The organism is Tsukamurella soli (genome assembly GCF_039541155.1).
Lineage (GTDB): Bacteria > Actinomycetota > Actinomycetes > Mycobacteriales > Mycobacteriaceae > Tsukamurella > Tsukamurella soli.
The window spans coordinates 15,951-35,360 of sequence record NZ_BAABFR010000023.1; the positions used below are offsets into that span (position 1 = coordinate 15,951).

Below are 19,410 nucleotides of genomic sequence, written 5' to 3' on the forward strand. Positions count from 1 at the left end.
CTACGCGCCGGCCCGCAGCCTGGCGACGGTGGCGACGTACTTGTCTTTGGCGTCGTCGGCGGGGGTTCCGGCGAGCGCCGCCCACGCATCGAACTTCGCGCGCCCGACGAAGTCCAGCCGGCCCGGCCGCTTGCCCACCGCGTCGCCCTTGGTGGCCTGCTTGAACGTTGCATACAGCGCCAGCAGGTCTTCGTTGGACGGCTTGGTCGTCAGCTTCTTCACGTCCTCCTGAGCGAACGCGAACTTGTCATCGAGCTCGGACATCGACACTCCTTCGTGTGGTCGTCACTACCGCGCCCACCGTACCGGCGCGGGCGGCGGGGTGGGCTCAGCGGAGGTGCGCGACCTCCGAGGTGTCGACGTGCACGGCGCGGCCGTCGTCCAGTCGCACGGCGACGGTGTCGCCGGTCGGGACGGACCAGACGGTCCCGTACGTGTCGGACTCGTGGAGGAGTTTGACGCGGTCGCCTGGGAAAATGACGGACTCCATTCGGCCAGATAAATACCTTGGTTCACTATTGCACATGGTGTGCCGTAGCACCACCCGTCCGCGTGCGGTCACTCGTCGGTCACGTGATAGCCGTTACGGCCCCGCCGCTTCGCCTCGTAGAGCGCCTGGTCCGCGCGGTCGACGGCGGCGGGGAAGCCGTCGTCTGCGAGCGCGGACACTCCGATGCTGACGGTGCCGGACAGCGTCCCGCCGCCGGGCACGTCGACCGTCTCCGCGGCGTACGCGACGCAGATCCGCTCGGCGACCGTCGCCACCGCCTGGGGGGTCATCCCGGGCACCAGGGCACAGAACTCCTCCCCGCCCCATCGCGCGAGCGCCGCCCCGGGTGGTAGGCAGCGGCGCGCGACGTCGGCGAACGCCACCAGTAGGCGGTCTCCGGCGGCGTGGCCGTGGCGGTCGTTCGTGTCCTTGAAGCGATCGAGGTCCATCATCAGCACCACGGCCGCGCGAGGCCGCTCACGGATGACGCGCTCCGCGGTCGCCATCATTCCCTGCCGATTCAAGGTTCCGGTATGCGCATCCGACGCGGATGCCTCGATGAGGTTGCGGGCGAGACGCTCGTTCACCATCAGTACCAGGGTGACCCCGGTGGCGCCGGTGAGTCCCAGGATGAGCGCCGTGACCGCGGCATTCGTCTGGTCCGGGTAGAACAGGTCGCACCGGTCGCGGTCCGCGACGCACCGGATCGGGCGACCCAACAGGGGGATCAGCCACAGGGTGCACAACCCGAGGAGGATCCAGCGTTGTAGCAGGGGCTCGCGCCGTTGATCGCGAGCCCCGTCGACGATGATCGCGATCGCGAACCAGGTACCGGTCAGGGCCACGATCAGGGTCCGAATCGTGGGATCCTGGGCGACCCACGGCACCGTCTCGAACGCCAGGGCGACGACGATCGGCGGCGCGACCGCGACAGCCGGCGGAGGCGGTTGCCGGGAGAAGGTGCGCATCCCGAGCCACAACGCCACCCAATACACGGTGATGAGGGCGTTCGCGACCGGGTAGCCGAGCACCTCCGGCAGGCTGTCGCGGAAGGCGAAGAGGCCGGATCCGGCTCCGCCGATCAGACAGCTCGAGCCCCACACCAGGAGCGCGCGTTCGGTGTGTCGACCGAACCACACGACGAGTTGGGCGATCCCGCACACGGCGCAGATCACTGAGGTGGACAGCCAGAGGGTTCGCGCATCCGGGACGAGCGTTACACCCGCGGACGCGACAGACATGAATCGACTCTACTGAGCGACGCGGCACCGCGACCGCGGCCACGCCGATCGGCGGGTCATTGTTTGCGGCAAGGTTATTCGTGACTTCCGCGAAGGATGTGTGCGGTGGTCAGCACGGGTTGGACTCGCTGTTCTTGACGACGGAGAGGATCGCGTCGCCCTCGCCGAACGGAGTGCCGGCAGCGGGCGTCTGGGCGACGACGATCCAGTCCCGATCCAGGATCTGATGTCGTCCCCTCCCGGTGGCATCGGTCGAGCGGGAGAAGAACACCCCGGCCTGGTGGATGCGGTTCTGGGCGGCCTGCAGATTCATGCAGACGACGTCCGGCATGACGGAGGCGACACGCACGGGCGTCTGGGTCGTGGTCGTCGTATCGGTCGCCTCTCCTACGGTGCCCGACGCAGCAGGCGCAGGCGGGACCGTCACCGTCGCCTCCATGGTCGGTACGGTCGTGACCGCCGCCGGCGCTTCTGTCGACGTGGACGTCGTTCCGCCGCAGGCCCCCACCGCCAGGATCGCCGTCGCCACCGCTGTCATCGTGATCACCCGACCAGACCTCATCGCAGCCTCCTTCGTCCTGCTGAAGCGTAGTGCCCGGCATGCCCGATGTGTGCGTTTTGTGTCGGGCGATGGTCTGTTCGCACCAGGTGTGCTGCGTGGTGTGGAATGCGTGGCGGTCGCACGCACCGCGCGGGTCCGGCTCGGCGCGGATGAGATGTCCGACGAAAGGCTCGCGCTTGCAAGCGAACTCGGTGCGAAGCACGACGATGTCCAGCGCGTCATCGCCGACCTCTGACCAGGCGTCGGGCTGCGAACGGACCGCGTGCCGTGGCGGACCGTGCCGTCGGCCGTGCGCCGCAGGAGGCCGTAAACCGATGTGCGGTGGGGCGAGGGAGTCCGCTCGGTGACCGAGGAGTCGTCGGCGACATGCGTCGACACCCCGCCCGGTCATGCGTACGTTGGGAAGAAGACCGAGACCGGAGTCGATCCGAGGAGGTCCTATGCACGCTCACTGGTCCGACGTCGTGGCCGAGGCCGCCCGAATCCGACACGACGGGCGCGCCGCCACCCTGCTGGCCGTAGCCCGCTGGCCCAAGGTGCATGAGGCCGCGCTGCCGGGCCCGGTCACCCTGCTGTTCCAACCCGCGGAGGAGGGCGGGCACGGCGCGCGCGAGCTGATCGGCGGCGGTTGCCTCACGGGTCCGCCCCACGGTCGGGCGGTGGATGTCGTGTTCGGCCGGCACGATCGGCCGGGCCTGCCGTTGGGCCGCGCGACGTGTCCGGGTGAGTCTGCGGGGTCGGGGCGGACACGCCTCGGAGCCCGAATCGACCCGCGACTCGGTGCTGGCCGAGTCCGCAGCCACCGTCACGCCCGACGATGCCGAGCTCGCCGCCACCGTCCGGGTAGGCGATGCGGAAGCCCGGGACCACGTCTTCGAGTTGATCGAGCAGATCGCCGCCGCCACAGCGGCGGCGCACGATGTGACCACCACCGTCGAGAGGACCCCGCGCCACGGCGCCACGGTGAATCACCCTGGGCCGGCGGCAGGGTTGCGCGGCCGGCTCGCGGCGGAACTCGGCGGCGGCTGGGCGCGGCACGCCGGCCGAACGCCCGTGATGGCCGCGGAGGACTTCAGCTATCACCTGCAACGGATTCCGGGGGCCTTCGCCCCGATCGGGGGCGCCATGCCCGGCGCGGATCCGGCGCCCCTGCACAGCGCTCGTTACGGACCTCATCGACCCGGCCGCTCGCGTCCGCATCGGCCTGGCTGGCGCCCCACGACCCCCTGGTGGTTCGAAAGAGAAAGAGTGTCAACATATCCAACGAGGAGGATGACCCGATGAACACCGCTGCGTTCGAACAATGGGAGTCGGAGGTCCGCGCATACAGTCGCGCATTCCCCACGGTGTTCCGGTCTGCGTCCAACGCCAGACAGGTCGATGAGCAGGGCCGGTCGTACATCGACTTCTTCGCCGGCGCAGGTGTTCTCAACTTCGGGCACAACAATCCGCGCATGAAGCGCGCGATGATCGACTTCCTCGAGGCCGACGGGATCGCCCACGGCCTGGACATGTACACCACCACCAAGCGCGACTTCCTCACGAAGTTCCATGATGTGATCCTGGCGCCGCGCGGGATGGACCACCGGATGCAGTTCACCGGTCCCACCGGCACGAACGCCGTGGAGGCGGCACTCAAGCTGGCGCGGCTCGTGACAGGCCGCCGCGAGGTGGTGGCCTTCAGTCACGGCTTCCACGGGATGACTCTCGGAGCGCTCGCCGCCACCGCCAACGAGGCCTTCCGGAAGTGGGCCGGCGTGCCACTGCGGGACGTGGTGCGGCTGCCGTACGAGACCGCACCGGGCGGCAAGACCGCACTCGCCGACTATGCGGCGGCGCTCTCCGACGCATCCAGCGGAGTGACCGCGCCCGCGGCGTTCCTGGTCGAGGTGGTGCAGGCCGAGGGCGGCGTGAACGTCGCCGGCGCGCAGTGGCTTCGGGATGTGCAGGCGCTGGCCCGCGACGTCGGAGCGCTGTTCATCGTGGATGACATCCAGGCGGGGTGCGGACGCACCGGAAGCTATTTCAGCTTCGACGGTTTCGGTCTGGACCCGGATGTGGTCACGCTGGCGAAGGGGTTGGGCGGATACGGCACCCCGATCGCGATGAACCTGAACAAGCCCGAGGTGGATAGGCATTGGTCTCCGGGCGCCCACACGGGCACGTTCCGCGGGCAGGGACTCTCCCTGGTCGCCGGGGCGGTCGCGCTGGACTATTTCACCGACGACGCGCTGATGACCGCGGTCGCGGCGAAGGGGGAGCTGATGCGGGAGCGGCTCGCCACCGTCGCCGCCGACCACCGAGAGCGGGACTGGGAGGTGCGTGGCCGGGGCATGATGCAGGCACTCGATGTGGGCGACGGTGCGCTCGCCAAGCGCGTGCAGTCGCTGGCGTTCGAGAAGGGCCTGCTGATCGGGCCGTGCGGCACCGACGGCCGGGTGCTCAAACTGATTCCGCCACTCACCATTCCCGACGACGATCTGAACGAAGGGCTGGAGATCCTGGGGGCGGCGGTCGCGGAGGCGGTGCGAGTCGGGGCGGGACGATGAGGGTCCGCGAGGATATGACGTTCCCCATCGCCGAATACGAGCGGCGACTCGGTGAGCTGCGACAGCGGATGGAGCGGCGGCGGCTCGACGCGGTGGTGATCACCGATCCCGAGAACCTGATGTACCTCACCGATTACCAGACCACGGGCTACTCGTTCTTCCAGGCGTTGGTGGTACCGCTCGACGACGAGCCGGTCATGATCACTCGGGCCATGGAGGAGTCCAACGTGATCGCCCGCACCTGGGTGGAGCGGACGAGACCGTACCCGGACACGGGTGACGCCATCCAGGCACTGGTACTCACCCTCAACCAGTCCGGTCTGGGCACCAAACATATAGGCTACGAACGCAACAGCTACTTCTTCCCCGCATATCAGCAGGACCGCGTGCACACCTCGTTCCAACACGGTGCGCTCATGGACTGTTTCGGCATCGTGGAGGCCGGGCGGTCGACGAAGTCCGACGTCGAGATCGAGGTGATGCGCAAGGCGGCCCGGGCCGCGGAGGCCGGGATGGCGGCGGGCCTCGCGGCCGCGGTGCCCGGTAACACCGAGAACGAGGTGGCAGCCGAGATCAGCGCGGCGATGTTCCGTGCGGGCGGCGAGTTCCCGGCGGTGATGCCGTACGTGACGTCGGGTCCGCGCACCATGATCGGTCACGCCACCTGGGAGGGGCGCACCATCGAACCCGGCGAGCACGTCTTCCTCGAGGTGGCCGGCTGTTACCGGCGCTACCACGCAGCGATGATGCGCACGATCGTCAACGGCGAGCTCACCGACTCCATGCGGCACGCGCAGGAACGGATGAAGCTCGCGCTGGCGGAGCTGAAGTCGCTCATGCGGCCGGGGATGACGGTGTCGGACGCGGACTCCATTGTGCGGCAGGTGATCTCGGACAACACGGTGGGGGCGCGCCTGGTCACGCGCTCGGGCTACTCCATCGGGATCGCGTTCCCGCCGTCCTGGGACGAGGGCTACATCATCAGCCTCAATCCGGGCGACTTCACCGCGCTCGAGCCGGGCATGACCTTCCATGTGATTCCGTGGATGTGGGGCGTCGACGGGGACAAGACCGTCGGCATCTCGGACACCATCCGGGTCACCGACGAGGGATGCGAGTCGTTCTTCACGCTCGGCGAGGACTTCACCGTGCACGACGCCGGAGCGCCGCTCGCCCCGGTGTCGTCGGCCGGAACAGACACGGAGGTGACGCAGTGACCGTCCTGGCCGCGACAGATCCCACCACCGGCCGCGTGGTGTGCGAGGCCACCGCCGCCACCGCGGCTGAGATACACGAAATCGTCGATCGCGCGGAGAACGCCTGTAGTGGTTGGCGCAGAGCCTCATTCGCGGATCGCGGCGGGCTTCTCCGCGCCGTCGCCGAGCGGCTGCGGGCGGGCGTCGACCATCTCTCGGGCGAGGTGATCGCGTCGGATGCCACCCGCAGCTACGTGCAGTACCTGCCGCTCGGTCCGGTGCTCGGCGTGCTGCCCTGGAACGCCCCGTTCTGGTTGGCCTTCCGGTTCTGCGCGCCCGCGCTGATGGCCGGCAACACCTGCGTGATGAAACACGATCCGCACGTGGCGGGGTGCGCAGCCGCGATCCACCGCGTCTTCCAGGAGGCCGGAGCGCCCGACGGTGAGCGAGATCAAACCTTCGGTGATGGAGCTGGGCGGCTCCGACCCGTGCCTGGTTCTGGCCGACGCAGACCTGGAACAGGCGGCGGAGGTGGTCGCCCTGTTGCGGATCATCAACGCCGGGCAGTCGTGCATCGCATGGCGGCCTGCGCCGAGGAGACCTTCGGGCCGGTCGCGGCGGTGATGGCGGCCGTCGATGCCGACCATGCGGTCGACCTCGCCGACTCCACCCCGTACGGGCTGGCCGCCAGCGTGTGGAGCACCCCGGAACGCGGTGAGCGGCCGGCGCGGGAGATCGTCGCCGGGCAGGTCGCGGTGAACGGCATCGTCACGACCGACCCGCGGCTGCCCAGCGGCGGCGTCAAACGTTCCGGCTATGGTCGCGAGCTGGGCAGGGCCGGCATCCACGGGTTCGTCGACGCGCAGCAGGTCTGGATCGGCCCGAAGCGCGAGTGAGGCGCTGAGCCGCGCCGCCCGCACGTCCGATCAGTCTTCGCTTGACCGTATGAACTACGGTGTCCCACTGTCGAACCCGTCGAGAAACCGGCGCTTGACGTCAAGATAGTCGCCGGTGACGATCGACTCCCGGATGCGGGCCAGCAGTGCGACGAGGAACTCGTCGTTGTGGGCTGTGCACAGCGCGACCGCAAGCCGCCGTCGAGCTGTGAACAGGTGGTGGACGTAGGCCCGTGTGTAGCGCGAGACGCCGCTCGCGGACTCCGGGGCCAGCGGCGTGAAGTCGTCGTGGTATCGAGGATCGGTGACGGTCAGGGGGCCGTCGACCGTGTATACGATCCCGGTTGCGGCGACCCGCGCGGCCGCGGCTCCGCCGAACGAGTCCACGCCCGACTCCACCAGCCCGAACACCTCCCGCGGGTCCTCGAGGTCCGACAGATGTATCGGCCGGGCGTCGCCGAGTTCCTCGAGGACGCATTGCGCCGGGTGAGTCGCGTGAGCCATCCCGCCGGGCTGCGTTCCCTTCGTGCGGACGATGTCGGGTGCGGCGATCATGAAGCCGCCGAAGCCGAGTCCCCCGGCGGCGACATCCTCTTCGTGCACCTCCCGGAGCGCTCGGGCCGCCCGCCTGCCGGAGGGGCCGGACGGCCAGTCCGGAACCGACGCCCAGAGTGATACGGGGTGCCGTCCCTGGGCCGCGAGCCAGTCGTGTTCGGCGAGGCTTCGGTGCACCCACCGGGCGGTGTCGCGTGCCTCCACCGGATGCGGCGGAGGCGGCGCGACCGCGATGTCGGGCGCCAGCCGATGTTGCAGCCGCACCCATGACTCCGGGCCGGGCTCGGCGTCCACGTCACCGAGCAGCTCGGCCGTCTCCGGCGACTCCGTCCCCGTGGCGGTGATCGTCACCCCCGGGTAGTTCATGAACGCGCCTATCCCACCGGCGTTCTCGATGACCTCGACGCCGGGCTGGAGACACAGCCGGGCGGCGTCCGCGAACACGGCCGGCGTTCCGATCCCGCCCATCGCGCCCGGCAACAGACCGCTCACAGCCGCGTCCGGCGCAGCCGGGATGTACGCGGGCGTCGCCACCTCGCCGTGCGGGGTGCACAGCAGGGCGGCACGACCGCGCGATCCTCCCTCGAGACGGGCTTCGACGACGAACCGCGTCGGGTCCGTGATGCCTGCGCGCTGCAAGCGGCCGCGGCCGGCGACCGTGCGGTAGCCCACCCGCAGGTCGGCCAGCTCGGCCGCCAACACCCGGTTGGTGGCGCGCAATTCGCTGATCTCCGCGGGTGTGACCCGCGGGACCGAGGCGATGGGAGCGGGGGGCGTGTCGGCGGGTGTCGCCGGGGTGGGTGACGACTCGGCGATCGGTGCGTCCGACGATGCGTCCGACGGTGTGGACACGGGTGGCTCGTAGCGGAGCAGGAACGGGGTGGCGGCGAGGAAGCCCACGGCGATGATGATCGCGAACCAGAGCAGTACGTCCCGTGTGTTCGCGTGCTGCAGGGCGATGCCGACCGCGATGACCGGTACCGAGATGCCGACGTAGCCGGACAGGAAGAAGCCGGCGAGCGACTCGGCGAGCCGGCCCGGCGGCGAGACGCCGATGACCACGGACAGGCTGCCCTTGAACATCGCGCTGCCGCCGGCGCCGATGAGAGCCCCACCGACGAGGAACAGTGTGAGGCTCGGCTGATCCAGCCAGGCGGAGACCACGAGTGCGGCGAGGCCGGCGAGCGTGAACCCGATGCCGACGATCAGCACGCCGCGCGGCTTCCACGCGGAGACCACCGTGGTCACAGCGACGCCGACCGCGAACAGCAGGAAGATCGCCGCGCCCGCGAGCGCCAGGGACGCGTGATGCAGGACCACCACCAGGAACGTCCCGGCGAGGCCGATGAACACACCGAAGACTGCGAACGCCAGGCATATCCCGACCAGTGCCGAGAAGAACTCGGTGCGTGCGTGCGGCGGCGCGGACGCGCGTTGCGGCCGGTACCGCGGCACGGGGTCCAGACGTGGGCGGGTCTCCGCCGCGAAGGCGATGCCGATCGCTGACACCACGAAGGCGGCGAGCAGGATCAGGTACGGCACCGTCAGCGGATGGGCCACGTACTGCGCGAGCAGACCCACCGCGAGGGCCCCGATCCCGAGGCCGCCGAGCGTGACCGTCGAGATCAGCAGCTGTGCTCGATGGATCGACTCCGGCGGCCGGTGCGCGAGGTACAACTCGCTGAGGTAGGCGGTGGCTGTCGAGGACGTGACGCCCACGGCCAGACCGCACAGCACCCGGGCTACGTACAGGCCCGCCAGGTCTGGCCAGACGATGAACACCGCCGCACTCACGATGTCCAGCCCGAGGGCGATCAACAGGAACGGTCTTCGGCCGTGATGATCGGACAGGTGCCCGGCGAAGATCAGGCTCACCACTACGCCCGCGGCGTATGCGGCGTAGATCAGCGTGATGGTCAGCGATGAGAAGCCGTCGCGTCGTGCATAGAGGCCGTACAGCGGACTCGGTGCCGTCATGAACGCCTGCAGGACGAGGAACGTGAACGCGGTGATCCAGTAGCTGAACCGATACCGGCCGCGGCTGAAGGACTGGGCGGCGTGGAGCATAGTCATGTAGGTAACCCTAACTCATTTAGTATCCAATGGTCACCAAAAACGTCGGAGTCGTGGATCACGTGGTCGGCGGCGCCCGTAGAATCGCGCTGTGCCCACCGATGCCCAGCCCGTCGCCACCGGTCGTGCGGACGGACGCGGGAAGCGCGGGCGGCCGGCGCAGCTGAGTCGAGATCAGATCGTCGCGGCCGCGCTGGAGTGCAACCTCGACACGCTGACGGTGCGCGAGCTGGCGGCCCGACTGGGGGTGACGCACGGCGCGTTGTATCGCTGGGTGCCGAGTAGTGATGCGCTGCTCGACCTCGTCAGCGACGTGATCGTGGACCGGATCATGCCCGCCGATGCGCCGAGACCGGGAGAGTGGCTCGCCTGGCTGCGACAGCTGGCCTGGTCGATGCACGACGAGTTCCTCGCCGTGCCGGGCTACGCCAGTCGCACCGCCCGCCCGCATCGGCACAACCCCGAGTCCTTCGGTCGGCTGCGTGACGGTGTGATCGCGGCCTTCATCGCCGCGGGAGCCGAACCCGCTCTGGCTGAGCAGAGTTGGTACATCTTCGGCACGTCCGTGGTGAGCTGGCTCGCCGCCGCGGAGAACTCGCTCGAACTCGGTGATGCCGAACCGCGATTCGATCTGTTCATCGACGCCCTGTTGCGCGGTCTGCCGGCGCGCGAACCCGCGACCGCCCGGCCGTCGCGTGCGCGCGCCGCCCGTCCGGCCGACCAGGCCGGGAGGCTCTGACCGCGGTGCCGTGACCGCGATCGTCCGGATCGGCTCACCAGATCGTCGTTCCTCGCCGCCGGATCCTCACCGCGTTCGGGTCAGCCGTGAGTGACCTGCGAATAGATCAGGTCGGGTCGCGCGCGGGCGATGCGGATCGCGTACCGCCCGCCCCACCACCACGCGCCGGCGCCGAGCACGGCGGCAACGGCGATCCCGACCACCGCGAGCGCACCGGGCAGAAGTGCGAGCAGCGCGCCGGGGAGTACTGCCACGGCGAGCACCGGGACGAACAGCAGCGCCAGGCCGACGGCCCCGCCGCTGGCGCGGTTGCGCGATCCCAGCGAGATGCTCTTCACCGCCTCGGGCACGGGGTAGGCCGCCTTCACCGACGTCACCATCGTGTACCCCGCGCCGGTGCCGAGCGCCGCGACGGTCACCGCGATCGGGACAGCCACATGGTGCAGCGGGTCGGCACCGAAGACGCGGACCACGACCGCGGCGGCGATCGCGAACGGCGCCGTCACCAGCACCCATGCGAGCTGACGCCCGCGGACGTCGGCACCGGCGGCGGTGGGGATCATCGCGAGGTGCCAGAACGATCGCCCGTCGTAACCGAACGAGTTCGACGCCGCCGATACCGCCAGGTACAGCACCATCCACGCGCCGTACTTCGCGGAGAACGGGATCGAGCTCACCAGCAGCGGCCCGACGCCGCTCACCAGAGCGAACACCGCCACCATCAGCAGTTGTGAACGTCGCCGTGTATCGCCCCGCCACAGTGTCAGCTCTCGGGTGACCACGGCACCCAGAGCCGATGTCCGCCAACCCTTCCCGGTATCGCGACCCGAACGCCTACGCTGCCCGGCGCTCGCGCCCGCCGACGGGGACACCCGGCCGCCCAGTTGCCGGGCCACCAACCGGTGCCACGTCACGAGGCAGACCGCGGACAGCGCGGCCGATCCGGCGAGGGTGAGGACGGCGACCGCCCAGTCCCCGGACGCGGCCGCGTCGACCGCGGTCACGCCCCAGCCGAACGGGATGGCGTGGGAAACCGTCAGCGGCCACGTCACGTGGTTCGTCAGTACCGTGCCCAGACTCTGGCTGACCAGTGACTGTCCGACGTACACCAGCGCGGCGAGGCCGCCGAACAGGAGGAAGGCCAACTCCCGACTGCGCCGGCTCTGCAGCAGTTGGGACAGGCCCAGCGCGGCGATCCGCGAGACCGACACGACCAGCAGCACCGTCAGCGGCCACGCGACGATAGCGATCGGCAGCGCCGCGGGCGCGTGCACCGCGGCATAGGGCACGACCGCGAAGCACATCGCGGCGGTCACCGGCACAGTTAGGCCGAGCAGCGACGCCGCGAACAAGCCACGCGCCAGGGGGCCGGGCCGCACGGGGAGCAGCTGGAAGTGCCGGGGATGCAACGTATCGTCCGAGAACCCGGAGAGTACGGGGAAGATCAGCCAGGCCACCCCCAACCCGGACACCGCGAGCGCCAGCCACCCGCCGACGATGGCGTGGCCGGGGCCGGCCCCGAGCGCTCGGTCGTCACCGACGGCGACGGAACACAGCCCGACCGCCGCTACCAGCCCCATGATCGCCGCGATGACGTTCGCCGCGCGGCGCCCGCCGGTCGCCCGTCGCTTGTACAGTGCCCAGTGCATCGCGGCGAGGGTCCATGCTAGCGAACGGTCCTCGCCCGCGGGCGCCGTCAGCGGCCCAGCCATGACAACCCCTCCGGCCCCGGCCTCGGGCCGCCCACGAGGCGGACGAACGCCTCGTCCAGCGTGCCGCCTGCGCGGATCTGATCGACGGTGCCTGCGGCGACGACACGACCCGCCGTGATCACGCCGACGTGGGTGCACAACTGCTCGACGAGCGCCATCACGTGGCTGGAGAGGACCACCGTGCCACCGCTCTGGACGAACCGCACGAGGATGGTCCGGATCGCGGCGCTCGAGATGGGATCGACGGCCTCGAAGGGCTCATCGAGGATCAGCAGCCGTGGGCCGTGCAGCAGTGCGGCGGCCAGCCCGATCTTCTTGGTCATGCCCGCCGAGTAGTCCGCGATCACCGTCCCGCCCGCGCCGGCCAGGTCGAGCACGGTCAGCAGTTCATCACGGCGCTGCGCGATCAGCGGCTCGGGCATCTGCCGGATCCGACCCAGATAGGTGAGCAGCTCGTGACCGGTGAACTGCGCGGGCAGCGACAGCCCGTCCGGCAGGACGCCGATCTGCTGCTTCGCGGTGACCGGGTCGACCCACACGTCGGTGCCGAACACCAGGGCCCGGCCACGCATGGGGCGCAGCAGGCCGACCGCCATCGACAGCGCCGTCGTCTTGCCGGCGCCGTTCGGCCCGACCAGCCCGAAGAGGGATCCGGGCGGCACGGCGAGGGAGACCCCGTCGACCGCGACCTTCCGGCCGAATGCGAGGTGGAGGTCCTGCATGAGCAGGGCGGGGACGGGCGCCGCCGCGAAAGGCTGGTCCATGTGCAGAGGGTAGCGAAACTCCGACGCTGGGAAGGCGCCCGCGGTGTAACACCTGCCGTCTCAGATCGTGGGATGGCCCGGCGTGTCCGTCCCGCGCTCGACGTACCCTCGCGCGGGTAGGCCCGTGGGGCGCTCGGCCCGAGCGGGGGACCAGCGAAGGGATCCGACCATGACCGAGGAGACTCCCCAGTTCGACGGCAAGTGCGCGTTCGGCGTGGGCCTGATGGGCTCGGGCAAGGCACCTGTGGGCGACCCGAAGCACAGCGTGGTGAAGGACGGCAAGACGTACCTGTTCAGCGGTGTCGTCCCGAAGTTGCTGTTCGAGCTTGTTCCCGGCTCGGCCGGCCGGGCCGAGGCGAAGTGGGCCAAGCGGGGTTGAGCCACACGGTATTGAGCGGTAACCCGTCGGGCACCAGATCGACGCCGGTCCCGTAGGCGTTCATCGCCTCGGTGGCTTCCCGGAAATAGCGTGAGATCCGCTCGGCCGCAGCGGTATCGATCACGACGCCGACGCCGGCGCGGTCGAACAGGCGCAGACACGCCTCATCGAGCTCCCGGTGAACGCCGCTGCCCGCGTGCATTCGCCGCACGGACGACTCGTCGCCGTATCCCGCGGTGAACAGCGGTGGCCCGCCGAACGCCTCCGCCAGGTACGCCGCCAACCGCTCATCGTGTCGGGGATGCTGACCCGAGTGCGAGAACGGATGTGCGGCAATCGGGTCCACGAGACACAGCTCGTGCCAGCGGCGACACAGCGGGAGCACTACGTCGAATCCGCCAGCCTCGTCGTAGCGGGTCATACCTCCGAGCATGACACCCCCGGCGGCGGCAGCGCCCGCAGGAATCGGCACGAGACCCGCCGCCTCAGGGACGTCCCGTGATCCGCGCGAGGTAGTCCCGCGCCGCGTCACCGTCGCCGGACACGCCGGCGAAGCCGATGTAACCGTCGGGACGCACCACGAACAGCCCGTCGCTCCCGTATGCCTGCCGGGCGTGCCCGGCAGCGTCGGTCAGGTCACCGTCGGGACCGCCGACGGTGACGACAGGCACCCCCGTGTCGCTCAGCCCGACACCGTCGGCGGCCGCGTCCCCGAGCGCGACGACGGTGGCGTGTGGCCCCCGGTAGGCGTCGAACAGACGCGTCGCGGCACCGTCGGGCCCGCGCAGCGGTGCGTCCGGCGCCCGATCACCCGCGCGCGCAGGGGAACCCGTACGCGCAGCGAATCCAGGTGTCTCGCTCGACAGCGAGCTCCACCGGTAGCCGAGACCGAGTTGCTGGCCGTCTTCGTGTGGCGTCATCAGGCGCGTGGCAGCGGGGTCCGTGACGGCCTGGGACATGTCCTCGAGCCCACGATTGCTCATGCCCAGCGTCCACTGCGCCACGGGGATCCGCTCCTCGGCGTAGGTGTCGAGCAGCGCGGCGTCCGCGTCGCCGCCCAGCACCGCCGCCAGCTTCCAGCCGAGGTTGTAGGCGTCCTGGATGCCGGTGTTCATCCCGAGACCGCCGGCGGGGGAGTGGACGTGCGCAGCGTCGCCGGCGAGGAACACGCGACCCCGGCGGAACCGGTCCGCGAGACGGACATTGACCCGCCACCGCGACATCCAGGTGGGGTCGGACAGACGTATCGAGGTGGATCCGGTCACCTGGTCGACGGTCCGCTGCACCCGTTCGAGTGTCGGCTCGGGCAGCCCACCGAAATCGACGTAGTCCTGGAACAACAGGCCCTGGAACTGCCATCTATCGGTGGTCCGGAACGGACACAGCGCGGCGAACCCCGTCTCCGGTACGGTCCACTGGTACCAGCGATCCGGGGTCAGGCCCGCGACCCGGACGTCGGCGATCAGCAGCGCCTGAGGTCCCCCGTGGCCCTCGAACGTCGCCCCCACCCAGCCACGGCTCGTGCTGTGTCCGCCGTCGCAGCCGATGACGTACCGGGCGGTCACCGCCGCGTCGCCGTCACCCTCGATCGCGACCCTCGCGTGGTCGCCGCGATCGTCGACCGATGTCGCGGTGAGTCCATACTCCACGTGGACTCCGTACTCGCCGAGCCGGTCCCGAAGGATCTGCTCGGTGCGCCATTGCGGCAGCAGTAGTCCTGACTCGTACGGGCGGTCCGGGGTGGGAACAGCGGCTGCGGCCGGGTCGGCGTCGAAACGCACGTCGCCACCCACCGATACGCGCATCGGGAGGTGCCGGAACCCCGCCTCCTGCAACGGCTCGACGATGCCGAGGTCGTCGAAGACCTCCTGTGTACGGGCGGTGACGCCCTTGCCGCGCGACCCGTCGAACGGGCCGGAGGCGGCGTCGACGATCCGCACCGCGTGGCCGCGGCGGGCGAGTTCGAGTGCGGCGGTGAGTCCGGTCGGGCCGGCGCCGACGATCATGACGTCGATCACGTGGGCCAGCGTACGGACGCCGGTGGGACTCGGTCAGGTCGACGGCGACCGGGTCAGCGCGGCGGGAGGAGCGCGCTGATCGCCGGCATGTCGACGGACAGGTTCACGTTCAGCACCGGGCCCGACGGAGTGCCCGGCATCGCGCGGCGCACGTTGTCGATCAGCCGCGAGAGCTGCAGACCAGTGGTGGTTCCGTCCGGGAAGACGTCCAGGATCGCCTGCAGCGGGGCGCGGACGGCCGGGGCGGCCTCCGCCAACCCGGCCACCGCCGCCGGGGAGAGGATCTGCTGCAGTCGGTCGGTGAGGCTGCCGCTACCGGGGCCGCCGTTGATGGACACGGCTGTGGCAACCATGCCGTCGCCGGTCACCTGGTTGCGGAAGGGTGGATAGTCCCACTGCCGGTCGAGCGCGCCCAGGATCGCGGCCGTGGTGCCCGTCGATGCCCGCAGGGTGGCGGCGAGCTTCGGGAACGTCCGCGACGTCGGCAGGCGCTGGGTGTCGTGCACCGCCTGGCTGATCGTGCCGAGCGCGGTCAGCAGCGGCGTCATCGCCTGTGTGGTGTCGTCGACCTGCGCCAGGATCTCACCGGCGTGCGGACGGATGGCGTCGGTGTTGACATCGCCTAGCGTGCTGATCATGTCGGCGACGGTGTTGTCGGTGATCGGCCGCTGCGGGGTGAGTATCGCGCCGCGCGTGATGCGGCTGCCGCCGGCGTGCGGGATGAGCTCGACCTGGGATACGCCGAACAGGTTGCCCGCCGAGAACGCGAACTCGACCCGGTCGGTCAGCCCCGCTGCCACGGCATCGGTGAGCCGCAGCGTGACACCGGCCTGGCCGCCCGGAAGGAGCTCGATGCCGTCGACGGATCCGACGCTGACGCCGTCGAGATCGACCCGCGAGCCGCGGATGATCCCGGCTGCGACGTCCGGCGTGCGGAGCGTCAGGAGGAACCCGGGGCGCGGCCGGAAGTGCTGGATCGCGACGACGACGATCACCGCGATCAGCACCATGGCGACCGCGATCGCCCCGCGGCGGCGCAGGGTCTCCCGCGAGAACGGGAAGCCGGGGGGACTCATCTCCACAGTTATTGAACGATAGTCAATAAAGCGTGGTCGATCATCATCGTGAATGGGTGAGTTCGGGCACGCGCGGGGTGCGATGTGTTCGGGCCCACCTGCGATGCGGCCTGCTGCAGGTCGTAGGCGTCCTACCCGGATATCCGGTGCCGGTACGCGGGCGCGGCGTCGGACCCGCAATATTCGGACCCGCGGTTCCACCGGCTGCGCACCCGGCGTGACGTCGCCGACCCGCTCGAGTCCGTCACGGGTCCGCACGACTGACGAGCCGCTGGTGCTCGGCGGGCCGAGGCTAGCATCGGCGTCGGGCACCGCCGCCACGCCGACTTCGAGGAGACCCATGAGCCAGTACCGGGCACTGACCGCAGACCTGACGGACGACGTCGTCACATCGAGGGTCGAGAACCGCGACCCGGCGCTGCTGCAACCGGGCGAGGTCCGGATCGCGGTCGAGTACTCGAGCATCAACTTCAAGGACGCGCTCGCGTTCACGCCCGGCGGTGGCGTGGTGCGCAACTACCCGATCGTGCCCGGCATCGACGCGGCCGGCACCGTCGTCGAGTCCGCCGCGGACGACTTCGCCGCCGGCGACCGGGTGATCGCGCACGGCTACGACATCGGCACCGCCCGCGACGGCGGCTATGCCGAGCAACTGGTGGTGCCGGCGGATCAGGTGGTCAGGCTCGACACCCTCAGCACACACGACGCCGCGGCCATAGGTACCGCCGGCTTCACCGCCGTGATGAGTGTCGCCGCGCTTCAGGACCGCGGAATCACGCCCGACCACGGGCAGATCGTCGTGACCGGCGCGACCGGCGGCGTCGGCTCCGCGGCCATCGACCTACTCGCCGGGCTCGGCTTCGCGGTGGTCGCCTCCTCCGGCAAGCCCGATGCGGCCGAGCACCTGCGTGCACTCGGCGCGGCCGAGGTGATCGGGCGGCTGCCGCTCGACCCCGACGCCAAGCCGCGCCCGCTCGGCAGGGGCAGGTGGGCTGCGGCGGTCGACTGCGTGGGCGGGAAGGCCCTCGCCGACATCCTCAGCACACTGCAGTACGGGGGCGTCGTCGCGGCGAGCGGGCTGACCGGCGGTGCGGCGCTGCACACCACCGTCATGCCGTTCATCCTGCGCGGCGTCGACCTCGTCGGGATCGACTCCGTCCAGCTGCCGATCGAGCGGCGCCGCACCCTGTGGCAGCGGATCGAGGGCGACCTACGGCCCCGCGGCCTGGACCGCATCGGGAACGACATCGCGATCGACGAGCTCCCCGGCGTGATTGCCGCGCTCCGAGCGGGCGAGTACACCGGCCGCGCGGTCGTCGACCTCGGTCGCGGCTGGTGAGCGACTCGCTGCATGAGCGGCACCTGGACCGGGAGCGCGCGGGGTCCTTCGGGTCCGCCGCCGAGCGCTACGACCGGTACCGGCTGCGGTTCCCCGCCGCGCTGATCGAGTACCTCGCGACGGGCGGACTGGACGTCCTCGACGTGGGTGCTGGGACGGGCATCGCGTCCGAGCAGCTCGCCGCCGCCGGTGCCCGGGTGCTGGCGGTCGAGCCCGACGCCCGGATGGCGGAGCTCGCCCGCAGCAAGGGGGTGACCGTCGAACCTGCGACCTTCGAGGACTGGGAGCCGGCCGGGCGACGGTTCGACCTGGTGACCTTCGCCCGCTCCTTCCACTGGGTCGAGCCCGTCGCGGCCGTGGCGAAGGTCGCGAGCGTCCTGCGCCCCGGCGGTCGGATCGCGATCCTGGGCAACCACGCCTTTCCGGTGGCACCCAGCGCCGCGGAGTTCCGCCGGGTGCACGCCGAGTTCCGGGAGCTGCAGGGCGGCGAGCAGGAGGCCCGAGCGTGGGTCGAGTCGACCAGAAAAATACTGCGCGACAACGGATTCGATGTAGACGAGCGCGAGTTCGACGCGCCCCTGCACGTCGATACCGACGACTGGGTGAACGCCGAGTTCACCTACTCCCACAACCTCACGCTCCCGCCCGAGGCGCAGGGCCGGCTGCGTACTGCGCTCGCCGACCTGATCGGGCCCGACGGTGTCGAGGCCCGGGACCGCGGCTTCGTCCAGCTGGGCACGCTGGGGCGGTAAGCCCTGGAACCACCGCCCCAGCGGCGCGGCCCCTGCGAAATCGGCAGGGTGCGCCGCTGAGGTGGTGACTTCAGGCGGCGACGCCGAAAGAAGTTCTGAACACCCCTTGCATTCGATGCACTCGCGATATATCGTGAGTGCATCAGTTAAGCGAGGCGGAGGGATCCACGAGATCACCGGCCGTCCAGACACGAGAGGAGTGCCACCATGCGTAGGCACCAGTTCAATGATTTCCAGCAGTTCGACGACCGCTTCGGTGGCCGTCACGGCGGCGGGCGCGGCTGTGGCCGTGATGCAGGCCGCACCGGCGGCTTCCCGGAGGGGCCCGAGGAGGGGCCCGGTCCGCAGGCGTTCGGCCGCGGCGGCCCCCGGGGCCGCGGACGGGGCGGTTTCGGCCCCGGTTTCCCCGGCGGTCCCGCCGGCTTCGGTCCCGGCTTCGGTCCCGGCGGACCGGGTTTCGGTCCCGGCGGACGTGGGCCGCGTGGGCCGCGTGGCCGGGGTAGGGGCCGGCGAGGCGTGCAGCGCGGTGACGTCCGCGTCGCGGTGCTACAGCTGCTCGCGGCCTCACCGATGCACGGCTACCAGATCGTGCAGGCGGTCGAGGAGCGCACCGGCGGTGCGTGGCGGCCGAGTCCCGGCGCGATCTACCCGACGCTGAGCCAGCTCGAAGACGAGGGCCTGATCACCATCGCGCAGGAGCAGGGCCGCAAGGTCGCCACCCTGACGGATGCGGGCCGTGCGTACCTCGAGAGTGAGGCCGCCGGGATCGACCCCTTCGCGGCGTTCGAGGCGCAACGTGGCGAGCAGGCAGACCTGCGGTCCACCGTGCAGGAACTCGTCGAGGTCACCCGCCGCGTGGCCCGCAACGGCGACGCGACGCAGATCGCGGAGGTCGACAAGATCCTCGGCGACGCTGTCCGGCAGGTCTACCTGCTGCTCGCCACCGCCGACCGCGGGCCCCGGCCCGCCGAGTCGGCCGAGCCCGACGTCGATCCCGAGGACGGCGGCGCGGCAGCCGAAGCCGAGTAACCGGCGATCCTGAACCTGCGGCCTGGCGCACCCGAGCGGT

General features: G+C 70.5%; 19 protein-coding genes. 9 read left to right on the forward strand and 10 right to left on the reverse strand.

From position 1 onward, the window contains the following. From ABD908_RS09435 to ABD908_RS09450, 4 genes are all read right to left on the reverse strand, one after another. On the reverse strand, positions 1 to 264 hold the full coding sequence (locus ABD908_RS09435) for an acyl-CoA-binding protein (protein ID WP_344994246.1): 264 nt from the start codon (positions 262 to 264) through the stop codon (positions 1 to 3). Between the two features lie 64 nt (positions 265 to 328). Continuing rightward, the gene (locus ABD908_RS09440; protein WP_344994249.1) at positions 329 to 490 is read right to left on the reverse strand and encodes a hypothetical protein; all 162 of its coding nucleotides are present in this window, start codon (positions 488 to 490) and stop codon (positions 329 to 331) included. 68 nt (positions 491 to 558) lie between these two features. Further along, positions 559 to 1,731, reverse strand: a complete 1,173-nt coding sequence (locus ABD908_RS09445; protein ID WP_344994251.1) for a GGDEF domain-containing protein — start codon at positions 1,729 to 1,731, stop codon at positions 559 to 561. A 109-nt stretch (positions 1,732 to 1,840) separates the two neighbouring features. Next, positions 1,841 to 2,158, reverse strand: a complete 318-nt coding sequence (locus ABD908_RS09450) for a PASTA domain-containing protein (protein WP_344994255.1) — start codon at positions 2,156 to 2,158, stop codon at positions 1,841 to 1,843. 10 nt (positions 2,159 to 2,168) lie between these two features. Between ABD908_RS09450 and ABD908_RS09455 the strand changes: the two genes are divergently transcribed. From ABD908_RS09455 to ABD908_RS27625, 4 genes are all read left to right on the forward strand, one after another. Further along, complete coding sequence (locus ABD908_RS09455; protein WP_344994258.1) at positions 2,169 to 2,528, forward strand: hypothetical protein; 360 nt, start codon at positions 2,169 to 2,171, stop codon at positions 2,526 to 2,528. A 205-nt stretch (positions 2,529 to 2,733) separates the two neighbouring features. Further along, on the forward strand, positions 2,734 to 4,842 hold the full coding sequence (locus ABD908_RS09460) for an aspartate aminotransferase family protein (RefSeq protein ID WP_344994261.1): 2,109 nt from the start codon (positions 2,734 to 2,736) through the stop codon (positions 4,840 to 4,842). A 14-nt stretch (positions 4,843 to 4,856) separates the two neighbouring features. Then, positions 4,857 to 6,059 (forward strand): ectoine hydrolase, encoded by a 1,203-nt coding sequence (gene doeA, locus ABD908_RS09465; RefSeq protein ID WP_344994264.1) that lies wholly within the window; start codon positions 4,857 to 4,859, stop codon positions 6,057 to 6,059. Continuing rightward, entirely contained in the window at positions 6,056 to 6,934 is an 879-nt protein-coding gene (locus ABD908_RS27625) for an aldehyde dehydrogenase family protein (protein WP_425584364.1), read from the forward strand. The genes doeA and ABD908_RS27625 overlap by 4 nt, the downstream gene beginning before the upstream one ends. 54 nt (positions 6,935 to 6,988) lie before the next feature. Here the strand turns inward: ABD908_RS27625 and ABD908_RS09485 are convergent, their stop codons facing one another. Next, the gene (locus ABD908_RS09485; protein WP_344994267.1) at positions 6,989 to 9,562 is read right to left on the reverse strand and encodes an MFS transporter; all 2,574 of its coding nucleotides are present in this window, start codon (positions 9,560 to 9,562) and stop codon (positions 6,989 to 6,991) included. A gap of 91 nt (positions 9,563 to 9,653) precedes the next feature. On the opposite strand from ABD908_RS09485, the gene ABD908_RS09490 reads away from it, so the two are divergent. Then, positions 9,654 to 10,301, forward strand: a complete 648-nt coding sequence (locus ABD908_RS09490) for a TetR/AcrR family transcriptional regulator (RefSeq protein WP_344994270.1) — start codon at positions 9,654 to 9,656, stop codon at positions 10,299 to 10,301. An 80-nt stretch (positions 10,302 to 10,381) separates the two neighbouring features. On the opposite strand, the gene ABD908_RS09495 is transcribed toward ABD908_RS09490, so the two are convergent. Both ABD908_RS09495 and ABD908_RS09500 read right to left on the reverse strand, forming a co-directional pair. After that, entirely contained in the window at positions 10,382 to 12,013 is a 1,632-nt protein-coding gene (locus ABD908_RS09495; RefSeq protein WP_344994273.1) for an ABC transporter permease, read from the reverse strand. Beyond that, positions 11,998 to 12,777 carry an ABC transporter ATP-binding protein gene (locus ABD908_RS09500; protein WP_344994275.1) on the reverse strand — a complete coding sequence of 260 codons (780 nt, stop codon included), beginning with the start codon at positions 12,775 to 12,777 and terminating at the stop codon, positions 11,998 to 12,000. Before ABD908_RS09500 ends, ABD908_RS09495 begins: the two co-directional genes overlap by 16 nt. Positions 12,778 to 12,946: 169 nt before the next feature. Here ABD908_RS09500 and ABD908_RS09505 point away from each other — a divergent pair, with 169 nt between their 5' ends. After that, positions 12,947 to 13,156: a hypothetical protein gene (locus tag ABD908_RS09505; RefSeq protein ID WP_344994277.1), complete on the forward strand. Its 210-nt coding sequence runs from the start codon at positions 12,947 to 12,949 to the stop codon at positions 13,154 to 13,156. Here the strand turns inward: ABD908_RS09505 and ABD908_RS09510 are convergent. The 3 genes from ABD908_RS09510 to ABD908_RS09520 are packed head-to-tail and all read right to left on the reverse strand — an operon-like array spanning position 13,071 to position 16,250. Then, positions 13,071 to 13,589, reverse strand: a complete 519-nt coding sequence (locus ABD908_RS09510; protein ID WP_344994352.1) for a globin domain-containing protein — start codon at positions 13,587 to 13,589, stop codon at positions 13,071 to 13,073. The two genes, ABD908_RS09505 and ABD908_RS09510, sit on opposite strands and share 86 nt — an antisense overlap. A 52-nt stretch (positions 13,590 to 13,641) precedes the next feature. Beyond that, positions 13,642 to 15,174, reverse strand: coding sequence for an FAD-dependent oxidoreductase (locus ABD908_RS09515; protein WP_344994279.1), 1,533 nt, complete (start codon positions 15,172 to 15,174; stop codon positions 13,642 to 13,644). Positions 15,175 to 15,227: 53 nt separating this feature from the next. Next, positions 15,228 to 16,250, reverse strand: a complete 1,023-nt coding sequence (locus tag ABD908_RS09520) for an MlaD family protein (RefSeq protein ID WP_344994355.1) — start codon at positions 16,248 to 16,250, stop codon at positions 15,228 to 15,230. Between the two features lie 340 nt (positions 16,251 to 16,590). Here ABD908_RS09520 and ABD908_RS09525 point away from each other — a divergent pair, with 340 nt between their 5' ends. The 3 genes from ABD908_RS09525 to ABD908_RS09535 all read left to right on the forward strand — a co-directional run bounded on the left by ABD908_RS09525 (position 16,591) and on the right by ABD908_RS09535 (position 19,370). After that, complete coding sequence (locus tag ABD908_RS09525; RefSeq protein WP_344994282.1) at positions 16,591 to 17,589, forward strand: acrylyl-CoA reductase family protein; 999 nt, start codon at positions 16,591 to 16,593, stop codon at positions 17,587 to 17,589. Further along, a complete protein-coding gene (locus ABD908_RS09530; RefSeq protein WP_344994285.1) occupies positions 17,586 to 18,341 on the forward strand; it encodes a class I SAM-dependent methyltransferase in 756 nt (251 codons plus the stop codon). Before ABD908_RS09525 ends, ABD908_RS09530 begins: the two co-directional genes overlap by 4 nt. Positions 18,342 to 18,548: 207 nt before the next feature. After that, positions 18,549 to 19,370, forward strand: coding sequence for a PadR family transcriptional regulator (locus ABD908_RS09535; RefSeq protein ID WP_344994288.1), 822 nt, complete (start codon positions 18,549 to 18,551; stop codon positions 19,368 to 19,370). The last annotated feature ends 40 nt before the right edge of the window (positions 19,371 to 19,410 follow it).

Bases quoted from the DNA above. Each gene is read 5' to 3' on its own strand.
- ABD908_RS09535 (WP_344994288.1), top strand. From the start codon at position 18,549: ATGCGTAGGCACCAGTTCAATGATTTCCAGCAGTTCGACGACCGCTTC.
- ABD908_RS09505 (WP_344994277.1), top strand. From the start codon at position 12,947: ATGACCGAGGAGACTCCCCAGTTCGACGGCAAGTGCGCGTTCGGCGTG.
- ABD908_RS09485 (WP_344994267.1), bottom strand. From the start codon at position 9,562: ATGACTATGCTCCACGCCGCCCAGTCCTTCAGCCGCGGCCGGTATCGG.
- ABD908_RS09520 (WP_344994355.1), bottom strand. From the start codon at position 16,250: ATGAGTCCCCCCGGCTTCCCGTTCTCGCGGGAGACCCTGCGCCGCCGC.
- ABD908_RS09455 (WP_344994258.1), top strand. From the start codon at position 2,169: ATGGTCGGTACGGTCGTGACCGCCGCCGGCGCTTCTGTCGACGTGGAC.
- ABD908_RS09525 (WP_344994282.1), top strand. From the start codon at position 16,591: ATGAGCCAGTACCGGGCACTGACCGCAGACCTGACGGACGACGTCGTC.
- ABD908_RS09495 (WP_344994273.1), bottom strand. From the start codon at position 12,013: ATGGCTGGGCCGCTGACGGCGCCCGCGGGCGAGGACCGTTCGCTAGCA.
- ABD908_RS09510 (WP_344994352.1), bottom strand. From the start codon at position 13,589: ATGCTCGGAGGTATGACCCGCTACGACGAGGCTGGCGGATTCGACGTA.
- ABD908_RS09460 (WP_344994261.1), top strand. From the start codon at position 2,734: ATGCACGCTCACTGGTCCGACGTCGTGGCCGAGGCCGCCCGAATCCGA.
- ABD908_RS09445 (WP_344994251.1), bottom strand. From the start codon at position 1,731: ATGTCTGTCGCGTCCGCGGGTGTAACGCTCGTCCCGGATGCGCGAACC.
- ABD908_RS09435 (WP_344994246.1), bottom strand. From the start codon at position 264: ATGTCCGAGCTCGATGACAAGTTCGCGTTCGCTCAGGAGGACGTGAAG.
- doeA (WP_344994264.1), top strand. From the start codon at position 4,857: ATGACGTTCCCCATCGCCGAATACGAGCGGCGACTCGGTGAGCTGCGA.
- ABD908_RS09440 (WP_344994249.1), bottom strand. From the start codon at position 490: ATGGAGTCCGTCATTTTCCCAGGCGACCGCGTCAAACTCCTCCACGAG.
- ABD908_RS09500 (WP_344994275.1), bottom strand. From the start codon at position 12,777: ATGGACCAGCCTTTCGCGGCGGCGCCCGTCCCCGCCCTGCTCATGCAG.